The organism is Corynebacterium hylobatis (assembly GCF_003955685.1).
Lineage (GTDB): Bacteria > Actinomycetota > Actinomycetes > Mycobacteriales > Mycobacteriaceae > Corynebacterium > Corynebacterium hylobatis.
On the sequence record NZ_RXHJ01000013.1, the window covers coordinates 57,838 to 81,178 of the forward strand.

26 protein-coding genes are annotated in these 23,341 nt (G+C 68.2%); 6 read left to right on the forward strand and 20 right to left on the reverse strand.

Annotated elements, in window-relative coordinates; translation table 11 throughout:
- Nucleotides 1-78 precede the first annotated feature (78 nt).
- The gene (locus EAH68_RS10250) at nucleotides 79-480 is read left to right on the forward strand and encodes an excalibur calcium-binding domain-containing protein (RefSeq protein WP_126121241.1); all 402 of its coding nucleotides are present in this window, start codon (nucleotides 79-81) and stop codon (nucleotides 478-480) included.
- A gap of 71 nt (nucleotides 481-551) precedes the next feature.
- Here the strand turns inward: EAH68_RS10250 and pyk are convergent, their stop codons facing one another.
- From pyk to hisD, 14 genes are all read right to left on the reverse strand, one after another.
- Complete coding sequence (gene pyk / locus EAH68_RS10255; protein ID WP_126121242.1) at nucleotides 552-1,976, reverse strand: pyruvate kinase; 1,425 nt, start codon at nucleotides 1,974-1,976, stop codon at nucleotides 552-554.
- 10 nt (nucleotides 1,977-1,986) lie between these two features.
- The gene (gene lgt / locus EAH68_RS10260; RefSeq protein ID WP_126121243.1) at nucleotides 1,987-2,844 is read right to left on the reverse strand and encodes a prolipoprotein diacylglyceryl transferase; all 858 of its coding nucleotides are present in this window, start codon (nucleotides 2,842-2,844) and stop codon (nucleotides 1,987-1,989) included.
- 22 nt (nucleotides 2,845-2,866) lie between these two features.
- Complete coding sequence (locus tag EAH68_RS10265; protein ID WP_126121244.1) at nucleotides 2,867-3,676, reverse strand: indole-3-glycerol phosphate synthase TrpC; 810 nt, start codon at nucleotides 3,674-3,676, stop codon at nucleotides 2,867-2,869.
- A gap of 79 nt (nucleotides 3,677-3,755) precedes the next feature.
- Nucleotides 3,756-4,301: a TIGR02234 family membrane protein gene (locus EAH68_RS10270; RefSeq protein ID WP_439647626.1), complete on the reverse strand. Its 546-nt coding sequence runs from the start codon at nucleotides 4,299-4,301 to the stop codon at nucleotides 3,756-3,758.
- 68 nt (nucleotides 4,302-4,369) lie between these two features.
- Entirely contained in the window at nucleotides 4,370-4,726 is a 357-nt protein-coding gene (gene hisI / locus EAH68_RS10275; RefSeq protein ID WP_126121246.1) for a phosphoribosyl-AMP cyclohydrolase, read from the reverse strand.
- The gene (gene hisF / locus EAH68_RS10280; RefSeq protein ID WP_126121247.1) at nucleotides 4,723-5,499 is read right to left on the reverse strand and encodes an imidazole glycerol phosphate synthase subunit HisF; all 777 of its coding nucleotides are present in this window, start codon (nucleotides 5,497-5,499) and stop codon (nucleotides 4,723-4,725) included. Before hisF ends, hisI begins: the two co-directional genes overlap by 4 nt.
- A gap of 16 nt (nucleotides 5,500-5,515) precedes the next feature.
- Nucleotides 5,516-6,250 (reverse strand): inositol monophosphatase family protein, encoded by a 735-nt coding sequence (locus EAH68_RS10285; protein WP_241228412.1) that lies wholly within the window; start codon nucleotides 6,248-6,250, stop codon nucleotides 5,516-5,518.
- A 59-nt stretch (nucleotides 6,251-6,309) separates the two neighbouring features.
- The gene (gene priA, locus EAH68_RS10290) at nucleotides 6,310-7,050 is read right to left on the reverse strand and encodes a bifunctional 1-(5-phosphoribosyl)-5-((5-phosphoribosylamino)methylideneamino)imidazole-4-carboxamide isomerase/phosphoribosylanthranilate isomerase PriA (RefSeq protein WP_126121249.1); all 741 of its coding nucleotides are present in this window, start codon (nucleotides 7,048-7,050) and stop codon (nucleotides 6,310-6,312) included.
- A gap of 20 nt (nucleotides 7,051-7,070) precedes the next feature.
- Nucleotides 7,071-7,706, reverse strand: coding sequence for an imidazole glycerol phosphate synthase subunit HisH (hisH, locus tag EAH68_RS10295; protein WP_126121250.1), 636 nt, complete (start codon nucleotides 7,704-7,706; stop codon nucleotides 7,071-7,073).
- A gap of 29 nt (nucleotides 7,707-7,735) precedes the next feature.
- Nucleotides 7,736-9,052: an MFS transporter gene (locus EAH68_RS10300; protein ID WP_439647625.1), complete on the reverse strand. Its 1,317-nt coding sequence runs from the start codon at nucleotides 9,050-9,052 to the stop codon at nucleotides 7,736-7,738.
- Entirely contained in the window at nucleotides 9,053-9,259 is a 207-nt protein-coding gene (locus tag EAH68_RS10305; protein WP_126121251.1) for a CG2302 family histidine operon protein, read from the reverse strand.
- A 3-nt stretch (nucleotides 9,260-9,262) separates the two neighbouring features.
- Complete coding sequence (gene hisB, locus EAH68_RS10310) at nucleotides 9,263-9,865, reverse strand: imidazoleglycerol-phosphate dehydratase HisB (RefSeq protein WP_126121252.1); 603 nt, start codon at nucleotides 9,863-9,865, stop codon at nucleotides 9,263-9,265.
- A gap of 4 nt (nucleotides 9,866-9,869) precedes the next feature.
- On the reverse strand, nucleotides 9,870-10,967 hold the full coding sequence (locus EAH68_RS10315) for a histidinol-phosphate transaminase (protein ID WP_126121253.1): 1,098 nt from the start codon (nucleotides 10,965-10,967) through the stop codon (nucleotides 9,870-9,872).
- Between the two features lie 4 nt (nucleotides 10,968-10,971).
- Nucleotides 10,972-12,294 (reverse strand): histidinol dehydrogenase, encoded by a 1,323-nt coding sequence (hisD, locus tag EAH68_RS10320; protein WP_126121254.1) that lies wholly within the window; start codon nucleotides 12,292-12,294, stop codon nucleotides 10,972-10,974.
- 132 nt (nucleotides 12,295-12,426) lie between these two features.
- Between hisD and EAH68_RS10325 the strand changes: the two genes are divergently transcribed.
- The gene (locus tag EAH68_RS10325) at nucleotides 12,427-13,521 is read left to right on the forward strand and encodes a YbjN domain-containing protein (RefSeq protein WP_126121255.1); all 1,095 of its coding nucleotides are present in this window, start codon (nucleotides 12,427-12,429) and stop codon (nucleotides 13,519-13,521) included.
- A 124-nt stretch (nucleotides 13,522-13,645) separates the two neighbouring features.
- Here the strand turns inward: EAH68_RS10325 and EAH68_RS10330 are convergent, their stop codons facing one another.
- Genes EAH68_RS10330 through EAH68_RS10345 form a run of 4 tightly spaced genes read right to left on the reverse strand, consistent with a single transcriptional unit; the run spans nucleotide 13,646 to nucleotide 16,236 of the window.
- Nucleotides 13,646-14,173: a putative immunity protein gene (locus EAH68_RS10330; RefSeq protein WP_126121256.1), complete on the reverse strand. Its 528-nt coding sequence runs from the start codon at nucleotides 14,171-14,173 to the stop codon at nucleotides 13,646-13,648.
- A gap of 7 nt (nucleotides 14,174-14,180) precedes the next feature.
- Nucleotides 14,181-15,062, reverse strand: a complete 882-nt coding sequence (gene nadC, locus EAH68_RS10335) for a carboxylating nicotinate-nucleotide diphosphorylase (protein WP_126121257.1) — start codon at nucleotides 15,060-15,062, stop codon at nucleotides 14,181-14,183.
- Nucleotides 15,063-15,067: 5 nt separating this feature from the next.
- On the reverse strand, nucleotides 15,068-15,598 hold the full coding sequence (locus EAH68_RS10340; RefSeq protein WP_126121258.1) for a hypothetical protein: 531 nt from the start codon (nucleotides 15,596-15,598) through the stop codon (nucleotides 15,068-15,070).
- 5 nt (nucleotides 15,599-15,603) lie between these two features.
- Nucleotides 15,604-16,236, reverse strand: a complete 633-nt coding sequence (locus EAH68_RS10345) for a hypothetical protein (protein ID WP_126121259.1) — start codon at nucleotides 16,234-16,236, stop codon at nucleotides 15,604-15,606.
- A 125-nt stretch (nucleotides 16,237-16,361) separates the two neighbouring features.
- On the opposite strand from EAH68_RS10345, the gene EAH68_RS10350 reads away from it, so the two are divergent.
- Together EAH68_RS10350 and glgX are read left to right on the forward strand one after the other, a co-directional pair.
- Nucleotides 16,362-16,925, forward strand: coding sequence for a TetR family transcriptional regulator (locus tag EAH68_RS10350; protein ID WP_126121260.1), 564 nt, complete (start codon nucleotides 16,362-16,364; stop codon nucleotides 16,923-16,925).
- 9 nt (nucleotides 16,926-16,934) lie between these two features.
- Complete coding sequence (glgX, locus tag EAH68_RS10355; RefSeq protein WP_126121261.1) at nucleotides 16,935-19,391, forward strand: glycogen debranching protein GlgX; 2,457 nt, start codon at nucleotides 16,935-16,937, stop codon at nucleotides 19,389-19,391.
- 2 nt (nucleotides 19,392-19,393) lie between these two features.
- Here the strand turns inward: glgX and EAH68_RS10360 are convergent, their stop codons facing one another.
- On the reverse strand, nucleotides 19,394-19,762 hold the full coding sequence (locus EAH68_RS10360) for a winged helix-turn-helix transcriptional regulator (protein ID WP_126121262.1): 369 nt from the start codon (nucleotides 19,760-19,762) through the stop codon (nucleotides 19,394-19,396).
- Between the two features lie 83 nt (nucleotides 19,763-19,845).
- Between EAH68_RS10360 and EAH68_RS10365 the strand changes: the two genes are divergently transcribed.
- Nucleotides 19,846-21,183: a 3'-5' exonuclease gene (locus EAH68_RS10365; RefSeq protein WP_126121263.1), complete on the forward strand. Its 1,338-nt coding sequence runs from the start codon at nucleotides 19,846-19,848 to the stop codon at nucleotides 21,181-21,183.
- A gap of 6 nt (nucleotides 21,184-21,189) precedes the next feature.
- Here EAH68_RS10365 and EAH68_RS10370 read toward each other — a convergent pair whose 3' ends face one another.
- On the reverse strand, nucleotides 21,190-22,530 hold the full coding sequence (locus tag EAH68_RS10370; RefSeq protein WP_241228411.1) for a DUF2254 domain-containing protein: 1,341 nt from the start codon (nucleotides 22,528-22,530) through the stop codon (nucleotides 21,190-21,192).
- A 242-nt stretch (nucleotides 22,531-22,772) separates the two neighbouring features.
- Here EAH68_RS10370 and EAH68_RS10375 point away from each other — a divergent pair, with 242 nt between their 5' ends.
- Nucleotides 22,773-23,321: a hypothetical protein gene (locus EAH68_RS10375; RefSeq protein WP_126121264.1), complete on the forward strand. Its 549-nt coding sequence runs from the start codon at nucleotides 22,773-22,775 to the stop codon at nucleotides 23,319-23,321.
- Nucleotides 23,322-23,341: the final 20 nt, after the last annotated feature.

A 23,341-nucleotide genomic window follows, 5' to 3' on the forward strand; every position in this document is an offset into this window, starting at 1 on the left:
CGGGCAGGGGCACCGGCTGGTTCCCAGGGAAAGGAGTTTGGCATACTCCCCCGGGTACCTTCTGATAATGGAGCCCCCATGCGCACACGCCTGTCCCTGCTTCTCCTGCTCAGCCCGCTGGTGCTCGCCGCCTGCGGCACCAGTGCCGCCGAGACCGCCCCGGTGACGGTCACCCGGACCACCACCGCGACGACTACCGCCACCGCGACAGTCACCGCCACCCCGGAGGTGACGACAGTCACCGAGACCGTGACAGACACGGCCACCATCACCGCCCAGGCGGCGGCCCCGTCCCCGGAGCAGGCGAACACCGCCCCCATGGGCTTCGTCGCCGCACCCGAGCCTGCCCCGGCCCCGGCATCGACCTACTACAAGAACTGTGCCGCGGCCAGGGCCGCCGGCGCGGCCCCGGTCTACCGCGGCTCACCCGGTTACGGCACGCACCTGGACCGCGACGGCGACGGCATCGGCTGCGAATAAGGCCCGGTGAAAGCCGGAGGCGGCGGAGAGGAACTGTCCTCTCCGCCGCCTCCGGCTTTCGGCGGGTCAGGCTACTTGGCCACCCGGGTGTCCTCGCCCAGCAGGTGGACGTGGATCATGTTGGTGTTGCCGGAGACTCCGGGCGGGGAACCGGCGACGACGACCATCATGTCGTCGCGGTGGTACTCGTCCATGGCCAGCAGCGCCTTGTCCAGCACCATGAGCATCTCATCGGTGGAGGTGACGGGCGGGCTGAGGAAGGTCTCTGTCCCCCAGGTCAGCGCCAGCTGGGAACGCACCGCCGCATCCGGGGTGAACACGAGCAGCGGCAGGTGCGAGTGCAGACGGGCCACGCGGCGGGCGGTGTCACCGGAGGTGGTGAAACAGACCAGGGCGCGGGCGTTGAGGCGCTCGGCGATATCGCGGGCGGAGTAGGAGATCACGCCACGCTTGGTGCGCGGGACGTGGCTGAGCGGCGGCACGTGGCCGTCGGTCTCCGCCTGGGTGACGATACGCGACATGGTGCGCACGACATTGTGCGGATCCACGCCGATGGAGGTCTCACCGGAGAGCATGACCGCATCCGCGCCGTCGAGAACGGCGTTGGCCACGTCGGAGGCCTCCGCGCGGGTGGGCCGCGAGTTCTCGATCATGGAGTCGAGCATCTGGGTGGCCACGATCACCGGCTTGGCGTTCTCGCGGGCGATCTGAATGGCCCGCTTCTGCACCAGCGGGACCTGCTCGAGCGGAACCTCGACGCCGAGGTCACCGCGGGCGACCATGATGGCGTCGAAGGCGAGGACGATCGGCTCGAGGGCGTCGACGGCCTCGGGCTTCTCCAGCTTGGCGATCACCGGTACGCGGCGACCGACGCGGTCCATGACCTCGTGGACGAGGTCGATGTCGGCGGGGGAACGGACAAACGACAGGGCGATGAGATCGACGCCGAGCTGGAGGGCGAACTCGAGGTCGGAGATGTCCTTCTCGGACAGTGCCGGCACGGAGATGTCCATGCCGGGCAGGGAGACGCCCTTGTTGTTGGAGACGGGGCCACCCTCGGTGACCTCGCAGACCACGTCGCTGCCCTCGACACGGAGGACGACGAGGCCGACCTTGCCGTCATCGACGAGGAGACGGTCGCCCGGCTCGGCGTCCTGGGCCAGGTTCTTGTAGGTGGTGGAGACCCGGTCGTGGGTTCCCTCGACGTCGTCGACGGTGATCCGCACGACTTCGCCGTTCTCCCAGACGGTGGCACCGTCAATGAAGCGGCCCAGGCGGATCTTCGGGCCCTGGAGGTCGGCGAGGATACCCACCGCGCGACCGGTTTCATCGGTGGCCTCCCGTACCCACCGGTAATTCTGCTCGTGGTCGGCGTGATCGCCGTGGGAGAAGTTCAGGCGGGCGACATCCATACCGTCCTCCACCAGACGCAGGATGGCGTCCTTGCTGGCGACGGCTGGGCCGAGGGTGCACACAATCTTGGTTCGTCTAGACACGGCTTCCAACCTACTCGCTTTCCTGTGAAACAGCCCGTCGGCGGCGCTGGAGCCAGACGAACACGGCCACGGCGATGAGGAAGACCACCGCCGAGACCCAGGTGTTGACGCGCTGGCCGAGGATCATGGTGGCGGAATCGTCGCGCATGAGCTCGATCCAGAATCGGCCGAGGGTATAGCCGGCGACATAGAGGGCGAAGATGGAGCCCTGCGCCAGCTGGAAACGACGGTCGATGAGCAGCAGCAGGGCGAGGATCGCCAGGTTCCACAGCAGCTCGTAGAGGAACGTCGGGTGCACGGAGGCGATCACATCCCCCGTGGAGCGGCCGGTCAACGGAGCGAATTCACCGTTGTCGTCGATGCGGTAGAAAATGTCCAGGGCCCACGGCAGGTCGGTGGGACGGCCGTAGATCTCCTGGTTGAACCAGTTGCCCAGCCGGCCGATGGCCTGACCGAGGATGATGCCGGGGGCTACGGCATCGGCGAAGGGCGCCAGGGGGACCTTCCGGTAGCGGAACAGGGCCCACACCGCGAGGGTGCCCAGGGCCACGGCACCCCAGATGCCCAGGCCGCCGTTGGTGATCTTCAGTGCGTCGACCGGGTCGCAGGCCTCGCAGAAGTACTTGTCGGCGTCGGTGATGACGTGGTAGATCCGGCCGCCGATGATGCCGGCGGGGATGGCCACGATCGCGGCGTCCCACACCATGTCCGCGTTCCCGCCACGCGCGAGGTAGCGCCGGTGGGTGAGCCACAGCGCCAGGATGATGCCCACCATGATGGACACGGCGTACGCGCGGATGGGCAGGGGGCCGAGGTACCAGACGCCCTGCGGCGGGGACGGGATGTTCGCGAGAATCGTGGTCTGCACGCTAGACAGTGTGCCAGACCCCTCAGCGGGAGGGGCAGGACGGGTGCTGGCCGGTGGCCACGAGAATGCGGGTGAGGCGGGCGGGGTCCTCGGCGCTCATGAGCTCCTCGCCGACGACGACGGCGTCGGCGCCCGCGGCGGCGTAGTTGAGCAGGTCACGGGAGGTGTGGACACCCGACATCGCGATGCGCACCGTGGATTCGGGCAGTCCGGGGGCGATCTCCGCGAAACGGGACTTGTCCACTCCCCCACCCACCATGGGTCGGGCGTTGACGGCCACGACCCGGGCACCGGCCTCCATGGCGCGGTCCGCCTCGGCGGGGGTGCGCACCTCGAGCACGGCGGTCATGTTGAGGGACTCGATGCGGTCGAGAAGGGAGACCAGCCGGTTCTGGTCGAGCAACTCCACCTGCAGGGGGACCAGGTCAGCGCCGTAACAGCGGGCCTCGTGGATCTGGTACGGGTCGATGATGATGTCCCGGCAGAACACCGGCAGTTCGACGGCGTCACGGGCGGTCTTCATGTCCAGCAGGGAGCCGTGGTAACGCAGCTGTTCTGTCTGGCAGGCGATGAGGTGGGCCCCGCCCTGCTCGAATTCCCGGGCCAGGTTGGCGATGGGCGCCAGATCGGTGTCGTTGAGGAAGATCTTCCCCGGCATGGCGCGTTTGATCTCGGCGATGACACTGCAACCGCTGCGCAACAGGGCGGCGACCCCGTCGCGGGGCGGGGCGACGTCCCGGGAGCGGGCCTTGATCTCCTGGAAGGGAACCACTGCCTCACGTGCGGCGACCCCGGCCAGGACCTCGGCGACAAGCCGGTCCGGGTCGTTCATCGGCACCTCCCATCGGGACCTGTTCTCGAACAGACAATATTTGTCAACAGGCTATCCCGTGAGACTGCTCACGACGAAATCAGGGGTGTGACGTGTCCGTCGGGTCGATGTCGGCGTCGAGGGCGTCCCACATGACGCGGCCTGAATCCGGTTCGCTCGCCAGGTCACGGGAGAGCTTCGCCTGGCGGTCCTGTTTCCGTTCGTAGCGGTTGCGTTTCGCGGAGTCGGTGCCCGGGCGCACGGCCAGCAGGACACCGCCGAACAGGGAGATGGCGGCCCCCACCATGGCCAGGGCGGGACCGGCGGTGTTGACGCTGATCCCGGCGAGTTCCGCCCAGGCCGCGATCTTCGCCTCCTCACCGGTGGACAGCAGCTGGTGGGCGCGCTGCGGGTCCGGTTCCCCGGCGAGCAGGCCCAACGGGGCCCAGCTCGCACCGATGGCGGCCAGCGCAGAGATGATCCCCACAACGCGGCGGCCGAGGCGGCGCAGGGCAAAACCGGCAATGGCGCCGGCGAGCAGCAGCAGGGCCACGGCGGTCTGCTCAGTGGACCACAGGCCACCGATGATCGCGTTGGTGGCGTCACCGGACTTGTCGTCGAAGGTCGCCACCGTCAGCCACGCCATGCGGGAGGCCGCCCACAGCACCAGCGCCCCGACGGCGAGGAGGAGGGCGGCGATCCGGGAGGGGTTACTCACAGCAGCCCGTCCGCGTCGAAGCAGGTGCGGGCGCCGGTGTGGCAGGCCGCGCCGACCTGTTTCACGGTGACCAGGAGGGTGTCGCCGTCACAGTCGAGGCGCACACCGGTGACCTCCTGGGTGTGGCCCGAGGTCAGACCCTTGATCCAGTACTCGTCGCGGGAACGCGAGTAATAGGTCCCGCGGCGGGTGGCCAGGGTGTAGGCCAGCGCGTGGGTGTCCATCCACGCCATCATGAGGACCTCACCGGTGCCGTCGGCCTGCACGATGGCGGGCACCAGGCCCTGGTCATTGAGCTTCAGGCGGGCGGCGATGTCCTCGTCGAGTTCGTGGTCGGCGGGGTTGTCGCTCATCGGCGGACCTCGTGGCCGGCGGCCGCGATCGCATCCTTGACCTCGGCGATCGTGACCTCCCGGAAGTGGAAGATGGTGGCGGCGAGCACCGCGTCTGCACCGGCGTCGACGGCGGGCGGGAAGTGCTCGGCTTTGCCGGCACCGCCGGAGGCGATGATCGGCACGTTGACGGCCGCGCGGACCAGGCGCAGCAGTTCGAGGTCGAAGCCGTCGCGGGTGCCGTCGCCGTCCATGGAGTTGAGCAGGATCTCGCCCACGCCCAGCTCCTCGCCGCGTCGTGCCCACTCGACGGCGTCGAGGCCGGCGGAGCGGGTACCGCCGTGGGTGGTCACCTCGAAGCCGGAGGGCTGGGGTTCACCACCCTCGGGGACGCGGCGGGCGTCAACGGACAGGACGATGCACTGGGAACCGAATTTATCGGCCAGTTCGCGCAGCAGCTCAGGGCGGGCGATGGCGGAGGTGTTGACGGAGACCTTGTCGGCTCCGGCGCGCAGCAGCTGGTCGACGTCCTCGACGCTGCGGACACCGCCACCGACTGTCAGCGGGATGAAGATCTGTTCGGCGGTACGGCGGACCACCTCGAGCATCGTGCCACGTCCGTCCTTCGAGGCGGAGACGTCGAGGAAGGTCAGCTCGTCGGCGCCCTCCTCGTTGTAGCGTGCCGCCAGCTCCACCGGGTCACCGGCGTCGCGGAGGTTCTCGAAGTTGACGCCCTTGACCACTCGACCGTTGTCGACGTCGAGGCAGGGGATGACGCGGATGGCGACGGCCATTATCCGCCCCTTTCCATTAGTCGGAATTCAGAATGTTGTCCATCGTACTCATGATGGCCTCATGGGCCCGCGCTGTCCCCGCCACCACACCGACGGAGTCGGGGGTCCAGTCGTTGCCCTCGATGTCGGTGACCACTCCGCCGGCCGCGCGCACGAGCATGACGCCCGCGGCGTTGTCCCACACGTGCGGGGAGAAGCTGACCGCACCGCCGAAGATGCCCTGGGCGGTGAAAGCCAGGTCCACGCCGACGGAGCCGGTGATCCGGGGGCGCAGGTAGGTCTCTGCGAGTTCCGAGAGCAGCCCCTGGCGCAGCAGCGAGGGGAAGCGGGAACGCACCTGGGAGGCCACGGAGGAGAAGCCGACCTGGGCGACGAGGGTGTCCGCCTCGCTCAGCGGGGTGACGGGCCGGCCGTTGACCATGACGGGTGAGCCCTCGAAGGCGGTGAGCCGGCGGTGGAGCATGGGCATGCTGGTGATCGCCGCGACGGGCCGGTCCTCAACGAGCAGACTGATGAGGATGGCGCACATGGGGTTGCCCGCGGCGTAGTTGGCGGTGCCGTCGATGGGGTCGACGACCCAGACGGCGTCATGGTTGTACACGCCGCCGGACTCCTCCCCCAGCACCGGGATCCCGGTGAACTGGATGAGCATCCGCCGCAGGTGGTCCTCGATGCTCAGGTCCACCTCGGTGGCGAAGTCGCCGGGCTGCTTCAGCTGGGCGGGGTCGGAGCCGACCCCGGCCAGGAACATCGCCTCGGCGTCGTCGCAGACGGCCTCGGCGACGGCGAGCAGCTCGCGCGCGTCCACGGCTACTGCTTCTCGACGGCCGCGAGCGCCTCGCGCAGCGTGAATCGTCCCTCGTAGAGGGCCTTGCCGATGATCGCGGAATCAATGCCCTCATCCACGTGGCGGGAGAGTTCAAGGACGTCGTCGAGGACGGAGATGCCGCCCGAGGCGACGATCTTCGCGTCCGTGGCGGCAGCGACCTCGCGCAACAGCTGCACGTTCGGTCCGGTCAGGGTGCCGTCCTTGGAGACGTCGGTGACCACGAAGCGGGAGCAACCGGCGGCGTCGAGACGCTCGAGGACCTCCCAGAGGTCACCGCCGTCGGAGACCCAGCCGTTGCCGCGGGTGCGCCACTCGCCGTCGATCTCACGCACGGCGATGTCCACGGCGACCTTCTCGCCGTACTCGGCCAGCACCTTCGCGATCCACTCCGGCTTCTCCAGGGCGGCGGTGCCGATGTTGACGCGGGTGGCGCCGGTGGCCAGGGCGCGTTCCAGGGAGGCGTCGTCCCGGATGCCGCCCGTCAGCTCGACCTTGATATCCAGCTGGCGGGTGATCTCCGCCATGAGCTCATGGTTGGAACCGCGGTTGAAGGCGGCGTCGAGGTCGACGAAGTGCAGCCACTCCGCGCCCTGCGCCTGCCATTCGAGGGCGGCCTCCAGCGGGGAGCCGTAGGACTTCTCGGTGCCGGCCTCGCCCTGGTCGAGTCGGACTGCCTGGCCGTCGACGACATCGACGGCGGGAAGAAGGGTGAAATCACTCATGTGTGGAATCCTATCCGGCGCTAGAGGGTGGTCAGCCAGTTGGTCAGCAACTGTGCCCCGGCGTCCCCGGACTTCTCCGGGTGGAACTGGGTGGCCCACAGCGGCCCATTCTCCACTGCGGCGACGAAACGGTCACCGCCGTGCGCTGCCCAGGACACCGCGGGCGGGGTGGTCAGGTCATCGGTCTCCAGGGTCCAGTCACGCACCCCGTAGGAGTGGACGAAGTAGAAGCGCTCGTCAGCGGGCAGGCCGGCGAACATCTGCGAATCGACTGCCCGCTCGACGGTGTTCCAGCCCATGTGGGGCAGGATCTGCGCATGGAGGCGTTCGACCACGCCGGGCCACTCCCCCGCCCCGCGGCTGTGCACGCCATGTTCGCGGCCCTCCTCGAAGAGGATCTGCATGCCGACGCAGATGCCCAGGACGGGGCGGCCGCCGGCCAGGCGCTGGCCGATGATCCGGGGGCCGTGGACCGCGTTGAGGCCGGCCATGCAGGCCGCGAAGGCACCCACTCCGGGTACGAGCAGGCCGTCGGCGTTGACTGCGGTCTGTGGATCACTGGTGACGGTGACTTCCGCCCCGACGCGCTCGAGGGCCCGCTGGGCCGATCGCAGATTGCCGGAACCGTAATCGAGGAGGGCGACGCTTTTAGCCATGGCCCGAAGTCTAATCGACCGGTGGCCGCTCATTCATCGCGGGACGGTCTGCGCCGGCGCTGCAACCGGGGGCGGGGCAGGGGCAGCTGGCGCAGGCGGGCACGGGTGTTGTTGAGCTCAGTGATCCGGTGGGCACCGACGATGCGGTCCGCGACCGTGCCCAGGAGACCCAGCGCCACGATGACCGCACCGACACCGAAGGCCCCGGAGTAGGCCACCTGCGCGGCGACCGCCCCGAGCACGAAGGAACCCAGACCCGTGCCGGCGTCGAAGGCGATATTCCACACTGCGGAGGCCTCGGAGACCCGGGAGCGGGGCAGGCGGAAGAACATGGTCAGCAGGGCCTCGTTCTGCACGATGCCGAAGCCACCACCGAAGAGGATGCCGGCGAGCACCAGCCACCACACCGACCAGCCCTGCGCGATGACCAGGGCCATGAGGAGCACCCCGGCGAAGCCCATCACCTGGCCCGGGATCATCGTCGCCCCCGGCAGGCCGTTGCGGTCGGCGATGACACCGGATCCGAAGCGCAGGACCATCGAGGCCCCACCGATGATGGAGAGCATGAATCCGCCGATGACGGCACCGGTGACGGGGTCGAGTTCCTGCACGGCGGCCGGCAGGAAGGAGGAGACGGCACCGAAGCTCATGGACAGGCTGGTCACCGCCAGGGCGGGCACCAGCACCAGTTTCCAGGCCGGCGCCACACCGACGAGGTCCTGCGGGGCGGGGTTGACGCGGGGTTGCGCCTTGATCCGCGGGATGCGCAGGCACATCACCGCGGCCACCAGGGCCACGGCGGCGGCCGCGACGTAGACCACCGGGTAGCCGACCGTGTTGGCCAGGAACAGGCCGGTGGGCAGGCAGATCATCTGTGAGATGCCGAGGAACACGCCCAGCATGCCGGTGGCCTTGCCCAGGAAGCGGGCGGGCATCAGCTCGGCGATCAGCGCGGATTCCGCGACGGTGAGCGCACCGAAGCCGATGCCGCGCAGCGCGGAGAACAACAGCAGATTCCAGGCCTCCAGGCCCAGCAGGTGACCGAGGGCCGGCACCCCGAGCATGAAGGCGGCGGCGACCATCACCGGGTTGTAGCCGATGCGCCGCAGGGCCGCCGGCGTGAAGATCTGGGTGGCCACGGTGGTGGCCATGAAGATGCCGGTGGAGGCGCCTGCGAGCGTGGCGGAATGCCCGGCGTCGAGGGCGGCGAGCGGGATGACGGGCAGCAGCAGGGACCAGGAGCCGAAGGCGGCGAAAACCGCGATCAGGGTCGGGATGAACCCGGGGGCCTTCCACATGCTGTCGAGTTTCTCGATCTCCGCGCGTGAAAGACCCGTCTGTGCCACTTAGTTCATCGCTCCCATCATCCAGAAGACGGCCCCCGCGAACGCCACGGCGGCGCACAGTGCCAGGAAAATTGTCAGGGGTCTGCTGCCGGCCTGGTATGCGGACCAGGTGCCGCCGACAAGCAGGCCGGCGGCAATGAACAGCAGGTAGATGAGCCAGGGGCTCGATTCCTGCCCTGCCTGGGCAACTGTATCAATTACCGGCATGTGTTACAGGGCCCCCTTGGTCGACGGCACGCCGTGGACCCGGGGGTCGGTCTCGACGGCCTCGCGCAGCGCCCGGGCGACGGCCTTGTACTCGGCCTCGGTGATGTGGTGCGGGTCGCGGCCGTAGTGGCAGATCACATGGAGGGTGATGCGCGCGTTCAGGGCGAGGGTCTCGAAGAAGTGCTCGTTGATCACCGTGGCGTAGTGGCCGCCGATGACAGCGGTGATCATCTGCTCCGGCTCGCCCTTCATCACGAAGTAGGGGCGGCCGGAGATGTCCACCACGGATTCGACGAGGGTCTCGTCCATCGGCAGCTGACGGGAACCGAAGCGGCGGATGCCCTTCTTGTCGCCGACAGCGTCGAGGAGCGCGGTGCCCATGACGATGGCGGTGTCCTCGACGGTGTGGTGGGCGTCGATCTCGATGTCACCCTTGGCGTGCACCTTCAGGTCGAAGGAGCCGTGCACGGCGAAGGCGGTGAGCATGTGGTCGAAGAAGGGCAGGCCGGTGTCGACGTCCACCTGGCCGGTGCCGTCCAGGTTGATCTCCACCTGGATGTCGGATTCAGAGGTGGTGCGGCTGGCGCGGCCGATACGGTCGGTCATTTCTCTAGTTCTCCTTGATTACTGCGGCTGCGGCGGCGAGGAAAGCATCGTTCTCCGCCGGCAGGCCGATGGTGGTGCGCAGGTGGCCGGCGACGCCGACGTCCCGGATGAGAACATCCCGGTCGAGGAAACCCTGCCAGGCGGCGTGCTGGTCGGCGAAGGGGCCGAAGAATACGAAGTTGGACTCGCTGGGCACGACCTCGTAACCCAGCTCCTCCAGTCCGGCGACGACGCGGATGCGCTCCTGCGCGAGCTTCTCGACGGTCGCGAGCGTGTCCTCCCGGTGCCGCAGCGCGACGGTGGCCGCCGCCTGGCTGAGCACGGACAGATGGTACGGCAGGCGCACCAGCATGACCGCCTCGACGAAGGCCGGGTCGGCCACGAAATAACCCAGGCGGCCGCCGGCGAAGTCGAAGGCCTTGGACATGGTGCGCGAGACGACCAGCTTCGCCGGGTACTCGGCCAGCAGCGTGGTGGCCGAGGGGGAGGGCGAGAACTCGGCGTAGGCCTCGTCGACGATGACGATGCCGGGGGCGGCGTCGAGAAGCAGGCGCAGCGAGTCGATGGAGGTCACATCCCCCGTCGGGTTGTTCGGGGTGGTGACGAAGATGATCTCCGGCTGGTGCTCCCTGATCGCCTGGAGTGCGGCGTCGATGTCGATGCGGAAATCCGCGCCGCGGGGGCAGTCGATGAACTCGGTCTGCGTGCCGGCAGCCAGGATCGGGTGCATCGAATAGGAGGGCTGGAAGCCCAGCACCCTGCGGCCCGGCCCGCCGAAGGCCTGCAGCAGCTGCTGGAGGGTCTCATTGGAGCCGTTGGCCGCCCACAGGTTCTCCACGGTCACGGCCACACCGGTCTGCTCGGTGACGTACCCGGCGAGCGCCTCCCGCAGCTCGACGGCATCCCGGTCGGGGTAGCGGTTGAGCTCGGAGGCGACCTTGGCCACGGTCTCCACGAGATCGTCGATGAGCGCCTGGGAGGGCGGGTACGGGTTCTCGTTGGTGTTCAGGCAGACGGGCACCTGCAGCTGCGGTGCACCGTAGGGGGACTTGCCGCGCAGCTCATCGCGCAGGGGCAGCTGGTCGAGGGTGAGTCGGGTCATGGGGCTAGTTGCCACCTTCCATGGTCTCGAAACGGGCGCGGATGGCCTCTCCGTGGGCCGGCAGATCCTCCGCATCGGCCAGCGCGATGATGTGTGGGCCGATCTCCTTGAGGGCCACCTTGTCGTACTCGATGAGGTTGACCTCGCGGAGGAAGGTGTGGGTGGACAGCCCGGAGGAGAACCGCGCGGTACCGGAGGTGGGCAGCACGTGGTTGGAACCGGCGGCGTAGTCGCCCAGCGGCACCGGCGAATAGGGGCCGACGAAGATCGCGCCGGCGTGGCGGATCCGTTCAGCGACCTCACGGGGGTTGGCGGTGTGGATCTCCAGGTGTTCGGCGGCGTAGGCGTCGGTCACTGCGATGCCCTGCTCCAGGTCATCGACCAGCACGATGCCGGACTGGCGCCCCTTCAGGGCACCGGCGACCCGGTCGGCGTTGCGGGTGACGGTGTACCGGGCCTCGATCTCGTGATCGACGGCGCGCGCCAGCTCCTCCGAATCAGTGATCAGCACGGAGGCGGCCAGGTCATCATGCTCCGCCTGGGAGATGAGGTCATAGGCCAGATAGACCGGGTCCGCGGTCTCATCGGCCAGGATCGCGATCTCCGAGGGGCCGGCCTCCGCGTCGATGCCCACCACACCCTGGACCAGGCGCTTGGCGGCGGTGACGAAGATGTTGCCCGGACCGGTGACGATGTCCACCGGCTCCAGACCGGCCTCGTCATCACCGTAGGCCAGCAGGGCCACGGCCTGCGCACCACCCACGGCCCAGACCTCCTCCACACCCAGCAGGTGGCAGGCGGCGAGGATCGTCGGGTGCGGCCAACCGCCGTGCTCCGCCTGCGGCGGGGAGGCCACCACCAGGGAGGAGCAGCCCGCCTCCTGGGCGGGGACGACGTTCATGATCACGCTCGAGGGGTAGACGGCCTTACCGCCCGGGACATACAGACCCACGCGCTCGATCGGCAGGTGGACCTCGGTGACCGTGGCACCCTCCGCCAGGGTCGTGGTGTGCGGTCCCGGCTTCTGCTCGCCGTGCACCTTGCGCACGCGGGCGATCGACTCCTGCAGCGCGGTGATGACCACCTCATCCAGGCTCTCCACCGCGGCGGCCAGCGCCGCCGCCGGCACCCGCACGGAGGCCGGGGTGACCCGGTCGAACTTCTCGCCGTACTCCAGGGCGGCCTGCGCACCATGCTCACGGACGGCCTCCACGATCGGTGCGACGGTGGGCAGGACCGCGTTGACGTCGGTGCCGCCGCGCGGCAGTGCACGGCGCAGTTCACTGGTGGACGGGGTGCGACCACGCAGGTCGATCACGTTGAGCATCCGGAAGAGTCTCCTCGAACAGCCTGGAAGAAGGGGGGAAGGTCAGTACTATGTTGCCTTATTGTAGGTCTCCCGGTCGCTAGACTGGGCAGCACCCTGTTTCCCGGTCCATCCCCTGGAGGTGTCAGACCAATGGTGACCCTGACCGAGGTGTACGTCGCCGCCGAGAAGTTCGACTTCCACTGCTATGTGGGTTCCGACCGGCTGGTATTCCCCTGGCATGACCACGTGGTGACCGTGTACCTGGACGAGCGCAACCCTGCCGCACTGGTCTTCGACACCGAACTGCGCAACACCCTGAGCATGGAGCACACCGCGGTGCTCGCCCGCACGATCACGACCTGGAACCGGGAACGTCTCGGCCCGACAGTGTCCATGCGGGTCGTCGACGACGCCATGGTGCGCCTGCACGCCCGTTCCAGCGTGCTCACCGGCACCGGTATCTCCACTGAACAGCTCGAGGACTTCGTGCGCCTGTCCATGGAGACCGCCCGCCTGGCGGTCGACCACCTCATTGAGGACTTCCCCGAACTGGCCCTGCCCGATACCGAGGAGAACTCCGCGCAGCGCCGCAAACAGGACACCGCCGCCCTCGCCGGCACTCTCCCCCGCGACCGCCACGTGAGCGTGAACAAACTCGATGACGACGTCGTGCGCCTGCGCGAGATCGACCACCGGCGCACCCAGGACGAGATCGACACGATCGACGACTTCGGCTTCGAACCCCACGAGGAGTATTCCGCCAGCATGAGCACCGACCAGGACTGGGACGGCGAGGAGGACGACTGGGAGGAATCCGTCCCCGAGGAGGTCACCCTCGACCGGATCCGCGAGACCCTGGCCGGGCTGGGTATAGAGAAGACCCACGGCGACGATGACGTCGTCATCGCCTGGATCAACGATGTCCTCTTCGGCTTCTTCCTGGACAACGGTCCCAGTTACCTGGTCAAGGGGCACTGGGACCCGGGCATGGACCCGGATGCCGACTACCTGCGGATCTTCCTGCTGTGCAACGACTGGAACGAATCGTCCATCACCACCAAGGCCTTCCCCCATGAGGACGACGACGGCCTGCAGGTGCGGGTGGAGTTCACCACCTCCGTGCGCGAGGGACTCACCGGCTTCCAGCTGGAGCACAACACCGCCGTGGCCATCAACCACGTACTCCACGCCATCGACTCGATCAGTTCCGATTCCACGGGGGAATCGGCGGTTGCCTGGCCGTGAGGGGCGCCGGCGGATGTTGATGCAGGTCTGGTCCGTTAGGTCCCGACACGTATCCCGCGGGTGGTGCACTCCCCCGGTCGGCCGGTCATCTGGGAGATACGTCTCCGGATCTAACGGTCCAGACCTACCTCAGGAGCCCGTCCAGCTCCGCCATCAGCTGTGCGGACCGGCTCCTGCCCGGCGGTGCCGGCGGGTAGCGCCGGAGGACATCGACAAGCACCGGGCCCGCATGCTGCGCGAACTGCCGGATCATCCGCTCCCCCACCTGTGGATCCTCTGGGGCGAGGAGCTCCCGGATCCGGGCCGCGTTGGCGGCCGCCCGCAGGATGTGACCGACCTGGTGGGCCTTGCTGATGGGGTGCAGATAGGCGGCGGAGGCGGCGTCCCCGGCGGCCTGCGCCGCCAGCAGCGCGATCTCACCGGGGGCCGCCTTCGCCGCCCGGTGGGCGTCCATCGACGCCACCCGTTGCCGTCTGGAACGGGGTGTCCCGGCGATGAACTCGTGGGCGGCGGCGATCGCCTCTCGGGGCCGGGGATCCTCCGGGCATGCCTGGCCGAAGAATTCGAGGACGCTCTCCGCTGCGGCGGTGGCATAGGCGGCGACGGCCCGTAGTTCCGCCGCACTGAGCTCGAAGTCGCCGGTCGACGTCACTTCTTCCCTAGTCGAAGTCCAGCCCCAGGTCGAGGGCCGGGGCGGAGTGGGTGAGAGAGCCGACGGCGAGGAAGTCGACGCCGGTCCTGGCGTAATCCGCCGCCACGTCGAGGGTGAGTCCGCCGGAGGCCTCGAGCAGCGTTTCCGGGGCGAGTGCGTTGCGGCGCTGGACGGCCACCTGCACGGCCCAGGGTTCGAAGTTGTCCAGCATGATCTCGTCCGGCTTCTCGGGCAGCAGCTCGTCGAACTGTTCGAGGGTGTCCACCTCTACCTCGCACCACTTGTCCGGGTATGCCTCCCGCACGGCGAGGAAGGCGGCCCGGACACCCCCGGCGGCGATGACGTGGTTGTCCTTGATCAGGGCGCGGTCACCGAGGCCGAGGCGGTGGTTGAGCCCTCCGCCGACGGTGACGGCGTATTTCTGCAGCATGCGCATGCCGGGCAGGGTCTTGCGCGAGTCGCGGATGCGGGCGCCGGTGCCCTCGACAGCGTCAACCCAGGCGGCGGTGGCCGTGGCGATGCCGGACAGGTGGGTCAGCAGGTTGAGCAGGGTGCGCTCGGCGGTGAGCAGGTCGCGGGTACCGGCCTCTATGGTGGCGACCACGTCACCGGCTGCCACGCGGGTGCCGTCCGGGGCGATCTCCCCGACCTTGAAGTCGGAGGTGGCCACCTGGCGCAGGACGCGGTCGACGACGAAGAGCCCGGCGATGGTGCCGGGTCTGCGGGCGACGATGCGGGCGGTGGAGCGGTGCTCCGCGGAGACGGTGGCCCGGCTGGTGATGTCGGGGCCGTAGGTGAGATCCTCGTCCAGTGCCGTGGCGATCATCCGGTCCACGGCCTCGGGGTCATATTCCGCGGCGGGGAAGGCGGGCGTTTCAGTCGACGTCATGGGTTTTACTGTATCGGGAGAGGCTCCGCCTCTGTGTCAGGGGTCACCAGGGCGCAGCACCAGTAGGCCAGTGCCCCCATGAAAGGGGCGGCGAGCCAGCCGATGCCCGGGGAGAGGGCGGGCACGATGCTCACCCGGTCGCCTTCGCTGAGACTGCCCAGGTCAGCAGCGGCGTGCAGCAGTCCGGAGGTCACGGTACCGACGGTGAGGAAGGAGAAGGCCGAGACGGCGGCCACGAGGATCAGCCACCACAGCATCCCGGGTCCGCGGGTCGCGGGCGAGGTGATGTACACGCCGAGTGAGACGATGACGGCTAGCAGGCCGGTGGCGATGACGAAGCTGGCGAAGGAGACGAATTCGACGCTGACCATGGTCACGTCGATGGCCACCCTCCCCTCCTCGCGGAGGGTACCGGTGTGGGCGGGGCGCAGCAGGCCCCACAGTGCGCCGACGACGCTGTAGAGCAGGAGTGAGACGGCCAGGATCCCCGCTGCGGAACCGATCGGGCGGGGGATGGTCGTGCGTTTGAGGGTCATCGAGGTTAATTGCAGAATTTCCAGCGTCCGTCCTCGCGCTGGTAGCGCTGGGTGCGGGTCTCCGACTGCCCGGCGGAGACGGCGGTGACCACGGCGGAGGCCCGGTCGCCCTCGACCTGCACGTCGGTGACTGAGGCGATGTGGGGTTGGGCGCTGACGTAATAGTCCCACTCGGCGAGCGGCTGGTCCGGGATGCCGGCGAGGTCCATGGATGCGGCCCCGCCCTGGGCGGCGACGACCTCGTGGCAGGTGTTCTCCGGGATGTAGCGGAGGAACTGGTGGAAGGTGTCCATCTCGTAGATGCCGTGGACCAGACCCTCAATCTCGGCGCGGTCGGACTCGCTGGCGGCGAGGCCGCCCTGGACCGGCTCAGATTCGACGTAGTTCTCCTGGGCGAGCGGATCCTCGGCCGGCGGTTCCTCCACCTCGGGCTCCGGCTCCTCGGTCTGCTCCGGCCCGGTCGTCTCCTCCTCCGTGGTGGTCTCCTCGGTGGTGGTTTCCTCGCTGGTGATCTCGGAGGTCACCGTGGTGGGGGCGACGGTGGTGGTCTCGTCCGCGCTGTCGCCGGAGCCGCACGCCGCGACGAAGGTCAGGGGGGCGATCAGTGCCAGGGCGGCGATGGTCTTCTTCACAGTCATGCTGCTCACTTCCTGCGGACGTGTCCGGATTGCTGTGGCGTATCGAAGGGCCACCCTATCAAGCGCAACTGCGGTCCCGGCTGACATGTTCCTGAGAATTATTTGGGACGGGTAGGCTCTCCTCTGTGCAGCTGACCCGGGAATCCATCATCGCCGCCGCCGTGGAGATCCTCGACTCCTACGGCCTGGCGGACATGACCATGCGTCGCGTCGCCACCTCGCTGAGTGTGGCCCCCGGTGCCTTGTACTGGCACATCGCCAATAAGCAGGAACTGATCGCGGCCATCGCGGAGGAGATCCTGCAGCCTGTACTCGTGGAAGCCGCCCCCACCACCCCGGCTGAGCTGGCGGCGCACCTGCGTGGGGCGATGCTCTCGCGTCGCGACGGTGCCGAGCTGGTCGCCGCCGCGCTCTCGCAGCCGGGCTCGGGGACACGTGCGGTCGTCGAGAAGCAGCTGGCCGACACGTTGCGTGGTGACGAAGATCTCGTCCGGGTCGGGGCGGCCTCTCTGCTGCACCTCGTCCTCGGGGCGACCTCCCTGGAGCAGGCCCAGCGTCAGCATGCCGCCGACACCGGCGCAGAGGTGCCCACGGACGCCTCGGCGGACTTCCACCGCGGGGTCCGGCTGCTGCTGACGGGACTCGACGTGGCGGTGCAGTCCGGTGCGGCGCCTGACAAGCAACTATGATCGGACCCCATGACTATTGAGTCCGACCACGATTACACCGTCTGGCCGGGTGACCCCTACCCGTTGGGTTCCACCTACGACGGCGCCGGCACCAACTTCGCCCTCTTCTCGAATGTCGCGGAGAAGGTGGAACTGTGCCTGATCGACCGGGAGGACAATGAGGTCCGCATCAACCTGGAGGAGGTCGACGCCAACGTCTGGCACTGCTACCTCCCCGGTGTGCAGCCGGGACAGCGCTACGGCTACCGCGTCCACGGCCCGTACGACCCCGACAACGGCAAACGCTGCGACCCGAACAAACTCCTCGTCGACCCCTACGCGCGGGCCTTCGACGGTGACTTCGACGGGCACCCCTCGTTGTTCTCCTATGACATATTCGCCGAGCCCCCGGGATCCGGCCGCAACACCGAGGACAGCCTCGGCCACACCATGAAGTCCGTGGTGATCAACCCGTTCTTCGACTGGGGTTCCGACCGCGCCCCGCGCATCCCCTACAACGAGACCGTCATCTACGAAACCCACGTCAAGGGCCTGACGATGACCCACCCGGACGTGCCCGCCAGCCTGCGCGGCACCTACGCCGGTCTGGCACACCCCGCGATCATCTCCTACCTCAAGGACCTGGGGGTCACCGCCATCGAGCTGATGCCGGTGCACCAGTTCCTCCAGGACGACCGCCTGCGTGAGCTGGGGCTGCGCAACTACTGGGGCTACAACACCTTCGGTTTCTTCGCCCCGCACCAGGACTACGCCGCCGCCGGCAAACCCGGTGGCGCGGTCTCCGAGTTCAAGGGCATGGTGCGCGCCTACCATGAGGCGGGCATGGAGGTGCTGCTCGATGTGGTGTACAACCACACCGCGGAGGGCAACCACCTGGGCCCGACGATCATGTTCCGCGGCATCGACAACGAGGCCTACTACCGCCTCGTCGATGACGACAAGTACCACTACATGGACTACACGGGCACGGGCAACTCCCTCAACGTCCGCGACCCGCACTCACTGCAGCTGCTCATGGACTCGCTGCGCTACTGGATCACGGAGATGCACGTCGACGGCTTCCGCTTCGACCTCGCCTCCACCCTGGCCCGTGAACTCCATGACGTCGACCGCCTGGCCACCTTCTTCGACCTGGTCCAGCAGGACCCGGTGGTCTCCCAGACCAAGCTCATCGCCGAGCCCTGGGACATCGGCCACGACGGCTACCAGGTGGGCAACTTCCCGCCGCTGTGGACGGAGTGGAACGGCAAATACCGCGACACGGTGCGTGACTTCTGGCGCGGTGAACCCGCCACCCTGGGTGAGTTCGCCTCCCGGCTGACCGGTTCCTCGGACCTGTACGCCAACAACGGCCGCCGCCCCACCGCGTCCATCAACTTCATCACCGCCCATGACGGCTTCACCCTCAATGACCTGGTCAGCTACAACGACAAGCACAACCTGGACAACGGGGAGGACAACCGTGACGGTGAGTCCCACAACCGTTCCTGGAACCACGGTGTGGAGGGCCCGACCGAGGACCCGGCGATCCTCTCCCTGCGGGCCCGCCAGCGTCGCAACTTCCTGACCACCCTCATCCTCAGCCTGGGTACACCGATGCTCTCCCACGGTGATGAGATGGCCCGCACCCAGTTCGGCAACAACAACGTCTACTGTCAGGACAACGAGCTGGCCTGGATGAACTGGGACCAGCTGGAGGAGAACTCCTCGCTGCACCAGTTCACCAGGCGGCTGCTCAACATCCGCCGCCGCCACCCCGTTTTCCGCCGTCGCCGCTTCCTGGCGGGCGGCCCCCTGGGTGCCGATGTCCGCGACCGTGACATCGCCTGGCTGGTGCCCTCCGGCAAGCTGATGACCCAGGACGACTGGGACTTCGCCTTCGGTAAGGCCCTCATGGTCTATCTCAACGGCAACGCGATCTCCGAGCCGGACAGCCGCGGCCAGAAGATCACCGACGACTCCTTCATCCTCATGTTCAACGCGCACTACGAGGAGATCGAGTTCACCCTGCCGCCGCGCGCCTTCGGCGTGCGCTGGCAGCTGCTGGTGGACACGACCGAGGACATCGGCTATCCGATCGAGGCCTCCATCATCGAGGCGAAGGGCACCATCACGGTCCCGGCGCGCGCGACGATGGTGCTCAAGCAGATTGAACCGCCGGCCTACGACGAGTTCGAGGAGGCGGACAAGGTCGAGGTCGTTGACGAGGCCGAGCGTGAGAAGGACCTCGGCCAGGCGGGTGACAAGGTGACCGCCGCCTCGAAGGCCACCGCGAAGGCGGTCGAGGAGCAGACAGCCGTGGAGCCGGCCGAGGAACCGGCGCCCGGTGCGGCTCCGGCGCAGGCACCGAAGACGCTGCCGGAGAAGACCGCCCGGAAGGCCCCGCTGAAGGACCAGTCCAGTGAGGCTGATGTGGAGGCGAAGCGTCGAGCGGCCCTGCGCGACGACTACACCGACATGGAATAACGTCAGTCCCGGTGCTGCTGCGCCACCGTGGCGTAGTGGTCCGCGACCCAGTCGACCAGGGCCTGCGCCACGGGCAGGAGGCTGCGGCCCAGGTCTGTGAGTTCGTACTCCACCCGTGGCGGGATCTCCTCAAAGGCCCAGCGGGCGACGAGCCCGTCCTCGGTCATCCTGCGCAGGCGCTGGGAGAGCATCTTCTGGGAGATCCCGTCGACGGTCTCCTCGATCCGGCCGTAGCGCCGCGGGCCCTCCTCGAGGGCCAGGACGATGAGGATGGTCCATTTGTCGCCGACGGACTCAAGCAGTGCGCGGCTGGGGCAGGTGCGGTCGAAGGGATCGTAGCTGCCCGCCCAATCCGGCAAGTGGCCGTTCATAACTGCTTATTCTAGCGGTGTCGGGGCGCGGGTACACTGGCCTTCCACTGTTCCTGCCTTCCCGATGAAAGAGAGTCGACGACGTGATCCCGGCCCACGGCGCCCAGCTGAGTGTCTCCGCCACGAGCATCCGCATCGAGAGATCGGCGCTGGCCGCCGCCCTCAGCGGCGAGGCCCTCGTCGAGGTGCCCCTCTCGTCCGTCACCGGTGTCAGCGCCACCGTCCCCTCGCTTGTCGACGCCGGTCGGGTCCTCCTCGAGGGCGCCGACGTCGCCGTTGATTTCGCCCCCAACCAGGAGCGTGCTGCCGAGGATTTCATCGCCGATGTCGAGGCGGCCCTGCGTGGGGAGGCCCCGGCCGCATCCAACGGTGGAATCACAGGCCTGAGCTTCATCGGCCTCGACGTCGAGACCGCCAACATGGATGTCGGTTCCATCTGCCAGATCGGGGTGGTCCGCATCATCGACGGTGTGGAGGTCGCCGCCGAGTCCTGGTTGTGCACCCCGCCCCCGGGGCTGGATGAGTTCGACCCGGACAACATCGCCATCCACGGCATCACCCCGGAGACCGTCGCCGGGCAGCCCGGCTTCGCGGAACGCCTGCCCGCTCTGCTCGACTTCATCGGGGATCTCCCGGTGGTGGCGCACAACGCACAGTTCGACATGATGGCGCTGCAGCGGGCCTGCGAGGCCGGCGACGTGACCGTGCCGACGCTGGCCTTCGGTTGTTCGCTGATCCTCTCCCGGGCAGCGAAGCTGGGCATCGCCAGCCACCGCCTGCCGGTCGTGGCCGAGGTGCTGGGGGTTCCGTTGGGGCGTCACCATGACGCCATGGAGGATGCCCGTGCCGCCGCCCTGATCGTGGTGGAGCTGGCCCGCAACGCCGGCCACCGGGGCACCTACACCGATTTCCAGCACACGAGTGGTTTCACCATGGGCACCCTCAACGGGGAGCGGACATGGCCGGTGCTGCGGGATCGTTCCGGCGCCCGGATCGCCATGCAGAAGGTGCAGCCGGACGTGCCGGTGGCCGCACCCGCCGAGGAGAAGAAGGCCCCGCGCAGGGCACCCTGGCAGTCGGTGTCCACCCCGGATGTGATCCCGGATCCGAATCCGGACGCCGACCCCAGCAACCCCCTCTTCGGCCAGCACGTCACCCTCACCGGTGATTTCGAGCCCTTCGACAAGGGACGGCTGTGGTCGGCGATCGCCGAGCTGGGGGCGGAGATCGGCAAGAACGTCACACGCAAGACCACGGTCCTGGTGGCCGGTGAGTGGGCGACGAAGACCAGCAAGGAGAAGCGGGCCGAGGAGCTGATCGACAAGGGTCAGGAAATCCAGATCTGGACCTCCGGCCAGCTTTTCGCGGTGCTCGGCCTCGACCCGCAGGCTCCGGCCGACGACGAACAGCCTCCGTTCTGATCCGCTTCAGCCGTGGTGGCGGCTGTGGTCGGCGGGGTCGGTATCCCCGGAGACCAGTGACTGCAGGCGGGCCAGATCCTCCGGGTGCAGGTCGGGTCGCTCCGCCAGGGACTCCAGCAGCATCCGCATCTGGTGTTCCAGGGCCGGGACAAGTTCCGGGCGGTCCTCCTCCTCGACGTGGGTCATGAGCATCCGCAGGATCCGCAGCAGCGCCGCGGCCACCTCGGTGTGGTTGACGCCGTCCTGGCGGAGCTGGTCAAAACCGTGGGCGATGTACTCCTCATGGGAGAGATTCCAGGGCTGCACCAGCACCCGGTCCTCCCTGTCCTGCAGGGCCGGAGGTGGCAGCGGGGTGGCCAGCACAGTGCGCAGCAGGCTGCCCAGACGCAGGGTGACCTCGATGGCGGTGGTCGGGTCGTTGATGTCCGGGCCGAGGGCGCGCAGCCCGATGTCGACGAGCTGGCGGACTGCGAAATCGACGTCCTGGAGCATCCGCCTGGTGTCAGAGACCTCGACTGCCGCGGCCAGTTCCCGCCGGTTGCGCTCTGGAGGTGCGGGCCACACCGTCAGCAGCGGTTCCCCGGCGTGGATGTAGGCGCCCACCCGGGTCTCCATCCGCACGACCGCCCCAGGTGGGGCAGCGTGGAGGAGCTGGCGGTTGTCCACCTGGCTGATCCAGCCGTGGCCGGTGGCGTGGATGACTGCGGCATCGCGGGGCACGTCCCGGTACTCGCTAATATCGACCTCGTGCAGGTCTGCGGGCACCGTGTCCAGGGCTTCGGCAACCTTTTCCCCCTCATCCGCGATGAGCCGGGCGACGTTGCCCACCTGCAGGCCGTGGGCCAGATGATCCAGGTGGATGATGATGCCGATCACCGTGACCAGGGTGAGCACCACCGCGATGGTCAGGGAGATCTGCGGGGCAGGGTCGGTGGCCTCCCCACTGACATTGGGCAGGACGAGAACGCAGTAGAAGAACGTGCCCACGAGCAGGCCGATGACCCGCTGGCTCAACCGGTCCCGGATGAATGACCGCATCACCCGCGGCGAAAACTGGTCACTGGCCAGCTGCAGGCTGACCACCGTCAGGGAGAAGACCACGCCGACGGTGGTGATCATCGCCCCGGCGACGGTGGACAGCAACCACGTGGCTGCGTTACTGCTCATGGACAGGGTGAGCGGGATCCCGGCACCGTGGCCGAGGGCGTCATCGAGCATGGTGGCACCGACCGCCAGTGCGATGCCGGCCAGCATGATCAGAGCCGGGTGGAGGAAGAGACTGTCAGCGAAGCTGTCCCGGAACGACGCGATCCGCAACCGCCACGATCTGCCTGCCCGCTCCGCCACCGCCACTCCTCTCACCTGCCGAACAATGACCGGAGTCTACCGAATACCTGGGTGACCGGTTCTGCGGTCGCACCCCCGAGACAACGCGCCGCATGCAGCACATCCTCGTCGCCGGGTGGGGGTTCCTGACCCCACAGTAGAAGCAAAATATGACGAGAAAATTCCCCGCGGCGGGAACCTCCGACCCATTTTCCGGGTCCAACAGTGGTGGAGACACCGACACATAAGGAGACCGCGAGACCATGACCGCACCGACCCTGTCCCCCACTACCCTGCTGCCCGCCCTGCGCCCCGCCACCTGGCGCACCCACCGGGGTTTGAGCGACGACGGTTTCTGCGACACCGTCGCCACCATCGCCCTGTCCCGGGAACTGTGCGCGACGTTCGTGTGTGGGAACAGCGACGTCAGCTACCGGGGGCTGGGGGAACTCGATCTCTCCGCCCGGCAGGCCTGGGAACTGGCCGCCCGTAACCTCATCACCCGCGCCCGCACCCCGGAGGGCATCCGGGTACTCAGCCGTCCCCACGCGGACGGCCTGCAGGTGGCCATGCCCGGCGCACCGGCGGAGAGCTGGCTGGCGCATCCGCACACCTTCACCATCCTCGACAGGCACCTCGCCGAGCTGCTCGGCGGACCCGTGGCATGGTGGTGGCCTGCGGCGGGGCGGCTGGTGGCGGTGCCGCGGGCGGACGTCGATAAGCAGGCGCCGGGAGAGGGGGCGCTGGTGGAATGGCGTCACGGCTTCCCCGCAGCTGTGTCCCGCCACCCGTTGCTGGCCACTCCCGCCTAGGCTGGCATATGCACTTTTCC

Bases quoted from the DNA above. Each gene is read 5' to 3' on its own strand.
- EAH68_RS10265 (WP_126121244.1), bottom strand. From the start codon at position 3,676: ATGAACGACCCGGACCGGCTTGTCGCCGAGGTCCTGGCCGGGGTCGCC.
- EAH68_RS10315 (WP_126121253.1), bottom strand. From the start codon at position 10,967: ATGACCCGACTCACCCTCGACCAGCTGCCCCTGCGCGATGAGCTGCGC.
- EAH68_RS10360 (WP_126121262.1), bottom strand. From the start codon at position 19,762: ATGAACGGCCACTTGCCGGATTGGGCGGGCAGCTACGATCCCTTCGAC.
- EAH68_RS10325 (WP_126121255.1), top strand. From the start codon at position 12,427: ATGGTGACCCTGACCGAGGTGTACGTCGCCGCCGAGAAGTTCGACTTC.
- EAH68_RS10305 (WP_126121251.1), bottom strand. From the start codon at position 9,259: ATGCCGGTAATTGATACAGTTGCCCAGGCAGGGCAGGAATCGAGCCCC.
- hisB (WP_126121252.1), bottom strand. From the start codon at position 9,865: ATGACCGACCGTATCGGCCGCGCCAGCCGCACCACCTCTGAATCCGAC.
- EAH68_RS10285 (WP_241228412.1), bottom strand. From the start codon at position 6,250: ATGTTCCTGGCCGGGGTCGGCTCCGACCCCGCCCAGCTGAAGCAGCCC.
- EAH68_RS10340 (WP_126121258.1), bottom strand. From the start codon at position 15,598: ATGACCCTCAAACGCACGACCATCCCCCGCCCGATCGGTTCCGCAGCG.
- glgX (WP_126121261.1), top strand. From the start codon at position 16,935: ATGACTATTGAGTCCGACCACGATTACACCGTCTGGCCGGGTGACCCC.
- EAH68_RS10375 (WP_126121264.1), top strand. From the start codon at position 22,773: ATGACCGCACCGACCCTGTCCCCCACTACCCTGCTGCCCGCCCTGCGC.
- hisF (WP_126121247.1), bottom strand. From the start codon at position 5,499: ATGGCCGTCGCCATCCGCGTCATCCCCTGCCTCGACGTCGACAACGGT.
- priA (WP_126121249.1), bottom strand. From the start codon at position 7,050: ATGAGTGATTTCACCCTTCTTCCCGCCGTCGATGTCGTCGACGGCCAG.
- nadC (WP_126121257.1), bottom strand. From the start codon at position 15,062: ATGACGTCGACTGAAACGCCCGCCTTCCCCGCCGCGGAATATGACCCC.
- EAH68_RS10270 (WP_439647626.1), bottom strand. From the start codon at position 4,301: ATGGCGTGGCTGACGGTGGCGACCTTCGACGACAAGTCCGGTGACGCC.
- hisH (WP_126121250.1), bottom strand. From the start codon at position 7,706: ATGGCTAAAAGCGTCGCCCTCCTCGATTACGGTTCCGGCAATCTGCGA.
- EAH68_RS10250 (WP_126121241.1), top strand. From the start codon at position 79: ATGCGCACACGCCTGTCCCTGCTTCTCCTGCTCAGCCCGCTGGTGCTC.
- EAH68_RS10345 (WP_126121259.1), bottom strand. From the start codon at position 16,236: ATGACTGTGAAGAAGACCATCGCCGCCCTGGCACTGATCGCCCCCCTG.
- hisD (WP_126121254.1), bottom strand. From the start codon at position 12,294: ATGCTCAACGTGATCGACCTGCGTGGTCGCACCCCGTCCACCAGTGAA.
- hisI (WP_126121246.1), bottom strand. From the start codon at position 4,726: ATGAGCGACAACCCCGCCGACCACGAACTCGACGAGGACATCGCCGCC.